This window comes from Pectobacterium cacticida, from assembly GCF_036885195.1.
In the GTDB taxonomy this organism is placed as follows: Bacteria; Pseudomonadota; Gammaproteobacteria; order Enterobacterales; family Enterobacteriaceae; genus Pectobacterium; species Pectobacterium cacticida.
Genome location: NZ_CP133656.1, coordinates 204,548 through 217,055, shown reverse-complemented (window position 1 = coordinate 217,055; position 12,508 = coordinate 204,548). Strand labels below are relative to the sequence as shown.

Here is a 12,508-nt window from a genome sequence, read left to right as displayed (position 1 = left end):
GTTCATATATGAAACGTAGTGGTAGGTATAAATGGGAATTGTAAAAATTTCAGACTTGCTGCATGACGATATTCGTGATGCCAGTAAGGCGATGTCGCGCTCGGTAAACGCGCAAGCGGAATATTGGATCCGCATTGGCATGATGAGCGAGCTCTATCCCGAGCTTAATTATCAGCAAATTAAGCTATTGATGTTGAAATCAGGTTCCGATCGCTTACTGGAGGTGATTAATGCTATCGATTCCCATTAAAACTGCCGATGAACTGACCAGACAACGTTACGCGGGGGAATTGCTGGCTAGCGTTTTCGATATGCTGGACGCGTTTATTCAGCCAGGGATAACCACTATGGCAATCAATGACCGGGTTGAAGATTTTATTACCAACCAATTACATTCACGACCTGCTAGCAAAGGGCAATATGATTTCCCTTATGTATTAAACACATCGATTAATGATGTCGTTTGCCACGGTATGCCCAAAGAAACGGAACATCTGAAATCAGGCATGATCGTTAACGTCGATATTACGCTGGAAAAGGGAGGGTTGATTGCCGACTCTAGCAAAATGTATTTGATTGGCGATGTTTCACCCCTGGCCCGGCGATTAGTGAAGAAAACATATGAGGCCATGTGGAAAGGGATTAAAGCAGTTAAACCCGGCGCCACGTTGGGCGATATTGGTTACGCCATCCAATCTTATGTCGAGGCCAATGGTTATAGTGTCGTCAGGGAATATTGTGGTCACGGCGTGGGTAGAGAGATGCATGAGGATCCGCAGGTATTGCATTACGGAAAACCGGGCACAGGCGTTGTGCTTAAGGAAGGGATGGTTTTCACTATTGAGCCAATGGTCAACCAGGGTGACCACCGGGTTAAGACCAAAAAAGACGGCTGGACGGTGGTGACTCGCGATAAGAAACTCTCGGCGCAATGGGAGCATACCGTGGCCGTCACCGCGCAAGGCGTTGAGGTGCTAACGCTGAGAAAAGGGGAACAGGTTCCCGGTTAGTGCCACTCAATACAGGTGATGTTTTAACGGGAGGCAGCATACGCGATAAAATGCAACAGCTCAGCCTCCCCCTTCTACAGTGACCAAAGCGGTATCCCTTACACGTTATGGGGATTTTTAACCGACTCATACGATAAAAATAGGATTAATCCTAAAAAATGCTTAATGTTTTAGGCAAGAGTAACAAGCGATGCGATCAACGCTAAATTAATATTAACATGGTGATAACGCATGATATCTCATTGAATATATTTTAAAAAAAATGTTGATGGCAATATGATTGGCACTTTTTCTGGAAAAATCTTATGTACATTTCTTGTGTTTTCCATGTCATGTGCTAATTAATTAACTAAGTAAAATTTTCACAGGTTGCAATAATCATGTCTATCTAAAAGCGTCTACGTTATATTGCAAACATTCGCGTTTATTAAAATGCTTCTGCCTAGAGCATTAGTTTGGCGCTTTATCTATGTTGCAAATAAACTGATTACCCAATAAATGCAGAACTATCCCCACCTGAAGCTTAGAGATGGATTTGTATTTATGTAAAGAATATTAAATTCACAATAATCCCAAATATTACAAGTATCTAATAGGGGAGGGCATGTTATTGAAGGTGATATTTACGTTTAAATATTATCATTGAGCTGTGACGAATTTCTCCTCACTCTTAATTTTTGTATAAATAATACCTTCGGAGTCTAAATGCATTCATTACAATTATTATTTTTAGATCCTAACATACCGTCGCACAAAGAAATCGCTCTGTGTGAATATCCTTAATAAATCAGATTTGATTATTTTATTCACGGTATGTTCTACCCCGAAAAGCCATTTAATTCTCATCGAGTTTATATATCGAAGATATTCCCTATTCCCGATCGGAGGTACATGCTAAATGAACAATATCTCAATTACTGAAAAAGATAACGGTCAGGTTTCTCTTGTTAATACTCCCACAGGAGAAATTGTTTTATCTTCACCTTCAATTGTAAAACTCCAGCTCGATCGGAATGATATTGCCTCAATGACACGATCGGGTAATGATTTGGTCGTAACACTGCATTCTGGTGAAAGAGTTGTACTGAAGAATTTTTACGCCGCGGGGGAGCAAGGAGCCAGCGAATTAGTGCTGGAAGAGAGTGACGGCGCACTCTGGTGGATAAAAAATCCTGCCGAGCAATCCCAGTTTGAAGCGATTACCAGTCTCGATGACATTATGTCCGGGTACGCGGAAGCAGAAGGTGGCGGCTTTTCCAACTTATGGATGGGATTGGGCGCACTGGCCGGCCTCACCGGTGGCGTTATCGCCCTGGCATCCGGCGGCGGTAACAATAGGCATGAGACGTCCTCACCCACTGCCCCTAATGCACCCGCCGATCTGGCGGTGGCCGGAGACGGCACCGCCATCAGCGGTAACGCTGAACCCGGCAGCACCGTGACTGTGACCGATGGCGGCGGCAACACCCTTGGCAGCGTCGAAGTCGGCGAAGACGGCAGTTTCACCGTCCCGCTCAACCCACCGCCCACCAACGGCGAATCGATCACCGTAATCGTCAGCGATGCGGCAGGTAACTCATCATCGACGACGATCACCGCACCGGACACCACCGCGCCAGACGCGCCGACCAATCTGGCAGTGGCCGGAGACGGCACCGCCATCAGCGGTAACGCTGAACCCGGCAGCACCGTGACTGTGACCGATGGCGGCGGCAACACCCTTGGCAGCGTCGAAGTCGGCGAAGACGGCAGTTTCACCGTCCCGCTCAACCCACCGCCCACCAACGGCGAATCGATCACCGTAATCGTCAGCGATGCGGCAGGTAACTCATCATCGACGACGATCACCGCACCGGACACCACCGCGCCAGACGCGCCGACCAATCTGGCAGTGGCCGGAGACGGCACCGCCATCAGCGGTAACGCTGAACCCGGCAGCACCGTGACTGTGACCGATGGCGGCGGCAACAATCTCGGCAGCGTTGAGGTCGGCGAAGACGGCAGCTTCACCATCCCGCTCAACCCACCGCCCACCAACGGCGAATCGATCACCGTTATCGTTAGCGATGCTGCGGGCAATGCTTCGCCTCCGACTACCGTCACCGCACCGGACACCACCGCGCCGGATACCCCGACCGATCTGGCGGTCGCCGGAGATGGCACCGCCATCAGCGGTAACGCCGAGCCCGGCAGCACCGTGACTGTGACCGATGGCGACGGCAACAACCTCGGCAGCGTTGAAGTCGGTGAGGACGGCAGTTTCACCGTTCCACTCAACCCACCGCCCACCAATGGCGAATCGATCACCGTAATCGTCAGCGATGCTGCGGGCAATGCTTCGCCTCCGACTACCGTCACCGCACCGGACACCACCGCGCCAGACGTGCCGACCGATCTGGCGGTGGCCGGAGATGGCACCACCGTCAGCGGTAACGCCGAGCCCGGCAGCACCGTCACCGTCACTGACGCCGACGGCAACAACCTCGGCAGCGTTGACGTCGGCGAAGACGGCAGTTTCACCGTCCCGCTTACCCCACCGCCTACCAACGGCGAATCGCTCACCGTAATCGTCAGCGATGCGGCAGGTAACTCATCATCGACGACGATCACTGCACCGGACATCACCGCGCCAGACGCCCCGACCAATCTGGTGGTCGCTGAAGACGGCACCGCCGTCAGCGGTAATGCCGAACCCGGCAGCACCGTGACGCTCACCGATGCCAGCGACAATATTATCGGCAGCGCCGTAGTCGACGCGGACGGCAGCTTCACCATTTCATTGACGCCAGCACTGCTCAATGGCGAATCCATTACCGCGACGGCCACCGATGCGGCGGATAATGTCTCCGCGCCGACCACAACAGCGGCGCCGGATATTACCGCACCAAACGCCCCGACCGATCTGGCGGTCGCCGGAGACGGCACCGCCATCAGCGGTAACGCTGAACCCGGCAGCACCGTGACTGTGACCGATGGCGGCGGCAACACCCTTGGCAGCGTCGAAGTCGGCGAAGACGGCAGTTTCACCGTCCCGCTCAACCCACCGCCCACCAACGGCGAATCGCTCACCGTAATCGTCAGCGATGCGGCAGGTAACTCATCATCGACGACGATCACCGCACCGGACACCACCGCGCCAGACGCGCCGACCAATCTGGCAGTGGCCGGAGACGGCACCGCCATCAGCGGTAACGCCGAGCCCGGCAGCACCGTGACTGTGACCGATGGCGGCGGCAACAACCTCGGCAGCGTCGAAGTCGGCGAAGACGGCAGCTTCACCGTCCCGCTCAACCCACCGCCCACCAATGGCGAATCGCTCACCGTTATCATTAGCGATGCTACGGGCAATGCTTCGCCTCCGACTACCGTCACCGCGCCGGATACCACCGCACCGGATGCCCCGACCGATCTGGCGGTCGCCGGAGATGGCACCACCGTCAGCGGTAACGCCGAGCCCGGCAGCACCGTGACTGTGACCGATGGCAGCGGCAACACCCTCGGCAGCGTCGAAGTCGGCGAGGACGGCAGTTTCACCGTTCCACTCAACCCGCCGCCTACTAATGGCGAATCGCTCACAGTAATCGTCAGCGATGCGGCAAGTAACTCATCATCGACGACGATCACCGCACCGGACATCACCGCGCCAGACGCGCCGACCGATCTGGCAGTGGCCGGAGACGGCACCGCCGTCAGCGGTAACGCCGAGCCCGGCAGCACCGTGACTGTGACCGATGGCGGCGGCAACAACCTCGGCAGCGTTGACGTTGGCGAAGACGGCAGCTTCACCGTCCCGCTTACCCCACCGCCTACCAACGGCGAATCGCTCACCGTAATCGTCAGCGATGCGGCAGGTAACTCATCATCGACGACGATCACCGCACCGGACATCACCGCGCCAGACGCCCCGACCAATCTGGTGGTCGCTGAAGACGGCACCGCCGTCAGCGGTAATGCCGAACCCGGCAGCACCGTGACTGTGACCGATGGCGGCGGCAACACCCTCGGCAGCGTTGACGTCGGCGAAAACGGCAGCTTCACCGTGCCACTCAACCCACCGCCCACCAACGGCGAATCACTCACCGTGATCGTTAGCGATGCGGCGGGGAATACCTCGCCGCCCACTACCGTCACCGCACCGGATACTACCGCGCCGGATGCCCCTCATGCCTATATCAGCGAAGACGGGCTGACAATAAGTGGAACGGCTGAGGCTGGCAGTACGGTAAACGTGACACTACCTGATGGAAGCACGCTGGATGCCACTGCCGCCGATGATGGCACCTGGAGCCGGTCGCTACCGGAAACCCTGAATGCTGGGCAGCAACTGAACGTCACCGCTACCGACAATGCGGGCAACACTTCCACGCCGGTCACCGTAACCGTACCGGATACCTCGCTGCCTGACACCACACCACCAGACGCGCCGGAGGCCGCTGTGAGCGCCGATGGCCTCACGGTCAGCGGCAATGCCGAACCCGGCAGCACCATCACTATCACGCTGCCCGGCGGAGACACTGTGGAAACCAGCGCTGACGCATTTGGCCGCTACACTGTCGAACTGCCCGCCGCCCTGCTTAATGGTGAAAGCCTTACCGTCACGGCCACCGATGCTGCGGGCAATGTCTCCGCACCGACTACCGCAATCGCGCCGGATACCACCGCACCGGATGCCCCGACCGATCTGGCGGTGGTCGGAGACGGCACCGCCATCAGCGGTAACGCTGAACCCGGCAGCACCGTGACTGTGACCGATGGCGGCGGCAACACCCTCGGCAGCGTCGAAGTTGGCGAGGACGGCAGTTTCACCGTGCCACTCAACCCGCCGCTTACCAACGGCGAAACGGTTACCGCCACCGCTACCGATACGGCGGGGAATACCTCGCTGCCCACTACCGTCACCGCACCGGATACCACCGCGCCGGATGCCCCTCATGCCTATATCAGCGAAGACGGGCTGACAATAAGTGGAACGGCTGAGGCTGGCAGTACGGTAAACGTGACACTACCTGATGGAAGCACGCTGGATGCCACTGCCGCCGATGATGGCACCTGGAGCCTGTCGCTACCGGTAACCCTGAATGCAGGGCAGCAACTGACCGTCACCGCTACCGACAATGCGGGCAACACTTCCACGTCGGTCACCGTAACCGTACCGGATACCACGTTGCCTGACACCACGCCACCAGACGCGCCGGAGGCCGCTGTGAGCGCCGATGGCCTCACGGTCAGCGGCAATGCCGAGCCCGGCAGCACCGTCACTATCACGCTGCCCGGCGGAGACACTGTGGAAACCAGCGCCGACGCATTTGGCCGCTACACTGTCGAACTGCCCGCCGCCCTGCTTAATGGTGAAAGCCTTACCGTCACAGCCACCGATGCTGCGGGCAATGTCTCCGCACCGACTACCGTCACCGCACCGGATACTACCGCGCCGGATGCCCCTCATGCCTATATCAGCGAAGACGGGCTGACAATAAGTGGAACGGCTGAGGCTGGCAGTACGGTAAACGTGACACTACCTGATGGAAGCACGCTGGATATCACTGCCGCCGATGATGGCACCTGGAGCCTGTCGCTACCGGTAACCCTGAATGCAGGGCAGCAACTGACCGTCACCGCTACCGACAATGCGGGCAACACTTCCACGTCGGTCACCGTAACCGTACCGGATACCTCGCTGCCTGACACCACACCACCAGACGCGCCGGAGGCCGCAGTGAGCGTCGATGGCCTCACGGTCAGCGGCAATGCCGAACCCGGCAGCACCATCACTATCACGCTGCCCGACGGGACGAGGATGGAAACCAGCGCCGACGCATTTGGCCGCTACACTGTCGAACTGCCCGCCGCCCTGCTTAATGGTGAAAGCCTTACCGTCACGGCCACCGATGCGGCGGGCAATGTCTCCGCACCGACTACCGCAATCGCGCCAGATACTACGGCGCCCGATGTGCCGACCAATCTGGTGGTCGCTGAAGACGGCACCACCGTCAGCGGTAACGCCGAGCCCGGCAGCACCGTGACTGTGACCGATGGCGGCGGCAACACCCTCGGCAGCGTTGAAGTCGGCGAAGACGGCAGCTTCACCGTGCCACTCAACCCGCCGCCTACTAATGGCGAATCGCTCACAGTAATCGTTAGCGATGCGGCAGGTAACTCATCATCGACGACGGTCACCGCACCGGACATCACCGCGCCAGACGCCCCGACCAATCTGGTGGTCGCTGAAGACGGCACCGCCGTCAGCGGTAATGCCGAACCCGGCAGCACCGTGACGCTCACCGATGCCAGCGACAATATTATCGGCAGCGCCGTAGTCGACGCGGACGGCAGCTTCACCATTTCATTGACGCCAGCACTGCTCAATGGCGAATCCATTACCGCGACGGCCACCGATGCGGCGGATAATGTCTCCGCGCCGACCACAACAGCGGCGCCGGATATTACCGCACCAAACGCCCCGACCGATCTGGCGGTCGCCGAAGACGGCACCGCCATCAGCGGTAACGCTGAACCCGGCAGCACCGTGACTGTGACCGATGGCGGCGGCACCACTCTCGGCAGCGCTGTGGCCAACGCAGACGGCAGCTTCAGCGTGCCGCTTACCCCTCCGGCCGCCAACGGCGAAGTGCTCACCGTCACGGCCACCGACGCGGCAGGTAATATCTCCGTGTCGATCAACACAACCGCACCGGATATTACCGCGCCGGACGCGCCGACCAATCTGGTGGTCGCCGAAGACGGCACCGCCGTTAGCGGTAATACCGAACCCGGCAGCACCGTGACGCTCACCGATGCGAGCGACAATATTATCGGCAGCGCCGCGGTCGACGCGGACGGCAGCTTCACCATTTCATTGACGCCAGCCCTGCTTAATGGTGAAAGCCTTACCGTCACAGCCACCGATGCTGCGGGCAATGTCTCAGCACCGACTACCGTCGCCGCACCGGATATTACCGCGCCAGACGCGCCGACCGATCTGGCGGTCGCCGGAGACGGCACTGCCGTTAGCGGTAACGCCGAGCCCGGCAGCACCGTCACCGTCACCGATGCCAACGGCACCACTCTCGGCAGCGCCGTGGCCAACGCAGACGGCAGCTTCACCGTGCCGCTTACCCCTCCGGCCGCCAACGGCGAAGTGCTCACCATCACGGCCACCGACGCGGCGGGTAATATCTCCGAGTCGATCAACACAACCGCACCGGATATTACCGCACCGGACGCGCCGACCAATCTGGTGGTCGCTGAAGACGGCACCGCCGTCAGCGGTAATGCCGAACCCGGCAGCACCGTGACGCTCACCGATGCGAGCGACAATATTATCGGCAGCGCCGCGGTCGACGCGGACGGCAGCTTCACCATTTCATTGACGCCAGCACTGCTCAATGGCGAATCCATTACCGCGACGGCCACCGATGCGGCGGATAATGTCTCAGCACCGGCTACAACAGCGGCGCCGGATATTACCGCACCAAACGCCCCGACCGTTCTGACGGTGGCCGGAGACGGCACTGCCGTTAGCGGTAACGCCGAGCCCGGCAGCACCGTCACCGTCACCGATGCCAGCGACAACATTCTCGGCAGCGCCGCGGCCAACGCAGACGGCAGCTTCACCGTGCCGCTTACCCCTCCGGCCGCCAACGGCGAATCGCTCACTGTCACGGCCACCGATGCGGCGGGCAATGCCTCAGCACCGACTACCGCAACCGCACCGGATATTACCGCGCCGGACGCCCCTCATGCCTATATCAGCGAAGACGGGCTGACAATAAGTGGAACGGCTGAGGCTGGCAGTACGGTAAACGTGACACTACCTGATGGAAGCACGCTGGATATCACTGCCGCCGATGATGGCACCTGGAGCCTGTCGCTACCGGTAACCCTGAATGCAGGGCAGCAACTGACCGTCACCGCTACCGACAATGCGGGCAACACTTCCACGTCGGTCACCGTAACCGTACCGGATACCTCGCTGCCTGACACCACACCACCAGACGCGCCGGAGGCCGCTGTGAGCGCCGATGGCCTCACGGTCAGCGGCGATGCCGAGCCCGACAGCAACATCACCATCACGCTGCCCGACGGGACGAGGATGGAAACCAGCGCCGACGCATTTGGTCGCTACACTGTCGAACTGCCCGCCGCCCTGCTTAATGGTGAAAGCCTTACCGTCACGGCCACCGATGCGGCGGGCAATGTCTCCGCACCGACTACCGTCACCGCACCGGACACCACCGCGCCGGACGCGCCGACCGATCTGGCGGTCGCCGGAGACGGCACTGCCGTTAGCGGTAACGCCGAACCCGGCAGCACCGTCACCGTCACCGATGCCAGCGACAACATTCTCGGCAGCGCCGTGGTCAACGAAGACGGCAGCTTCACCATTTCATTGACGCCAGCACTGCTCAATGGCGAATCCATTACCGCGACGGCCACCGATGCGGCAGGCAATGTCTCAGCACCGACTACCACAACCGCACCAGATATCACCGCGCCGGATGCGCCGGCTAATTTGGCGATCGCCGAAGACGGCACCACGGTCAGTGGTAATGCCGAGCCCGGCAGCACCGTGACCGTCACCGATGCGAGCGACAATATTCTCGGCAGCGCTGTGGTCGACGCAGACGGCAGCTTCAGCGTGCCGCTCACCCCGCCGCCCACTAACGGTGAAAGCCTCACCATCACGGCGACCGATGCGGCGGACAATGTTTCTCCGCCAGCAACGATCACCGCACCAGTGGTAATACTGGAAGCAAATGACAATATTGTTGAACTAGACCTGACTACCGATGCCGCAATCACCACCGAATCCTACAGTGATTGGGGGATTCTGGTGGTCGGCGCGCTCGGTAACCTCCTCTCTTTGTTAGGGGATAATAACGCTCAGGTCACCTTCACTATCGACGATGGCGCGACGGCTGATGTCGCTCTGGAGGCCAGCGCTACCGGTGGCGTACTGTCATTGCTAAACAGCATGGGCGTGATAGTACAGCAATATAATGAAGATACGTCGGCGTGGAACACCGTCATTAACACAGCGGAGCCACAGTGGGCCAGTCTGTTGACGATCGGTACGAATAGTATCGCACTTAACGTGGAGGATCTTGACGGCGGCACCTATCGCGCGTTGGCCTATAACACCACGTTGTTGGCGATAGGCTCCTACACGGCGATTAACGCCACAGTCACGCAAACGGCTCCCGGCGCGATCGAAGGAGAAACCTCCGTGAGCGGCAACGTCATCACCGATGTTGATCCCGAACATGGTGCCGATGTGACGCCATCAGGAACGGTGCTCACACAAGTGGTTAACGCCGCAGGGGACGTGACAGTCATCGATCAGGACGGCACGATCGTTCAGGGAACCTACGGCACGCTGAGCATTAATCAGGACGGTGATTATACCTACACGCTGACCGATACATCTTCAGCGGTGCTGAGCAAGACCGACAGCTTCAGCTATACGCTGAGCGCCAATGGCGTTACGGTTAGTGCCGATCTGATCATCGAATTGGGTGAGCAACCCGCCGTACCAGGTAACGTGGTGGCAACGGATAACGATGCTTCCATCGTCTTCGATACCACGGTAACTGCGATCGACAATGGCGCGTCGGCGCAGAGCGGTTTTACCCTGCTGAACATTGGTTTAGGCGATGTGCTAAACGTAGGCATTCTCGACGACATAGCCAATCCGATCATTTTCGATGTCGAAGATGGCACCACCCGCACCATGACACTACAGGCGGAGGTCGGTGGGCTTTCCCTTGTCGCCAATTTTAACCTCCACATCTACAAATTTAATGCCGCCACTCAGCAATATGAGCTACATCGAGAGGAAATAGACTGGCTGCGTGCCACAGCCTTCACAGGGGAATCCGATGAACTCACTCTCACATTGGACGGCGGCCAATATCTGTTCCTCCTGGATACCGCCTCTGGCCTCACTGCGGTAACGGGCTATACCCTCCATATCCTCGAAGATCATGTTTATACGGTAGAAAGTGTCAGCGCCAGCACATCAGGCAACGTGATGGAAGACGATATTGCGCCTGCGGATTCAGTCGTCAGTATGGTAAATGGCGTCGCCATCGCAGCTGAGGGAACGACCGAGATTACGGGCGCTTACGGCGTATTGGCCATCGACGCACTGGGCCACTACACCTATACGCTGAATGCAGGCATCGGCGCCGATGGCATTACCGCGCCGGATAGTTTTGTCTACACGGTGCGGGCACCGGATGGCGAAACCGACAGCGGGACGCTGAATATCCACTTATCATCCAGCCCATTAACGGCGGTAGATGATAGCGTCGCGCTAGCGACGACAGCGGCACAGGTAGAGGGGAGCTACAGCGACAACAATGCAGGATCCATTTCTTGGGATTCAGCGCTATGGTCTTCGACCGCAGGCAGCGGCAGTGGAACCATCAGCGTCGCGGAAAACACCGCAGTGAAAGGCGCAGCCATCACCTTCAATGTCAGTACTTTAAGTGCAGGAACTGTGACGATCGATTGGACGTTATCGTCCAGTTCTGGCGAGGTAGTGGATTCTGGCACACTGAGCAGCGGTGCGCTAAACAGAACGGTGACCGTACCATTGAGGAGCGATGTGGAGTTAGCCGCCGGCGACTACACGCTGGATATCGAGGGTTCTGTCGGTCCGCTATCCGTCAGTACGATTACGATAACGGCCTCGGTAGCGGGCACCAGTGTGCAATTGGATAACTTCCAGACTGCCGCTAACGTCGCGGACGTGGAAGGCAATATCTTCGACGGCAGCGGTTCGGAAAACAATGCCGCCGACCAACTGGTTTCGGTGGAGACCGCCCTATCAATCACCGATGTAAATGGCACAGTCACTACGCTGGATCCTTATGTCACTAGCGACGCAACCGCGACGGTAGCGGGGCATTATGGCGTTCTGACCCTCAATATCGGCGGCAGTTATCGTTACGCCTTAAACGATAACGTGGCGCTAGAGGACATTATTCAGAAGGAGACGTTTGACTATACGCTGACCGCCGACAATGGCGAGACCGCTAACGCCACGCTAACCATCGATCTGGCGCTGCAGGTGAATGGCACTCGCCACGACGACATTGCCACCAGTTCGGCCTATGACGATACCTTCTCGCTCGGCGCCGGAGCCGACACGTTGATTTTCAATCTACTCGACGACGCAGACACCACAGGGGGGAACGGTAGCGATAGCTGGACCGACTTCTCGCTGGCAGAGGGCGACCGTATCGATATCAGCCAACTGTTGCAAGGCTGGGATGGCTCCGCAGCCAATGCAGGCGACTGGATTTCTGTGGAAAGCGTCAACGGCAATACGGTGATCTCGATTGACCGCGACGGACAAGGCTCAGCATTCAGTTCAACGGAATTGATTACGCTACAGTCAACCCAGATCACGCTGGATGAACTGCTGGAAAACAACGCCATCATTGGTTGATGTATCAAGGGAAACCCTCTGGTGCGGTGCTCGTCGCCGCGCC

Annotated in this window: 3 protein-coding genes; all 3 read left to right on the top strand. The window is 58.2% G+C overall.

The window, feature by feature from the left end:
- Positions 1-31: 31 nt before the first annotated feature.
- The 3 genes from RFN81_RS00920 to RFN81_RS00910 all read left to right on the top strand — a co-directional run bounded on the left by RFN81_RS00920 (position 32) and on the right by RFN81_RS00910 (position 12,465).
- Complete coding sequence (locus RFN81_RS00920; RefSeq protein ID WP_264497390.1) at positions 32-250, top strand: ParD-like family protein; 219 nt, start codon at positions 32-34, stop codon at positions 248-250.
- Positions 231-1,010: a type I methionyl aminopeptidase gene (map, locus tag RFN81_RS00915; RefSeq protein ID WP_264497389.1), complete on the top strand. Its 780-nt coding sequence runs from the start codon at positions 231-233 to the stop codon at positions 1,008-1,010. The genes RFN81_RS00920 and map overlap by 20 nt, the downstream gene beginning before the upstream one ends.
- An 898-nt stretch (positions 1,011-1,908) precedes the next feature.
- The gene (locus RFN81_RS00910; protein WP_264497388.1) at positions 1,909-12,465 is read left to right on the top strand and encodes a BapA/Bap/LapF family large adhesin; all 10,557 of its coding nucleotides are present in this window, start codon (positions 1,909-1,911) and stop codon (positions 12,463-12,465) included.
- Positions 12,466-12,508: the final 43 nt, after the last annotated feature.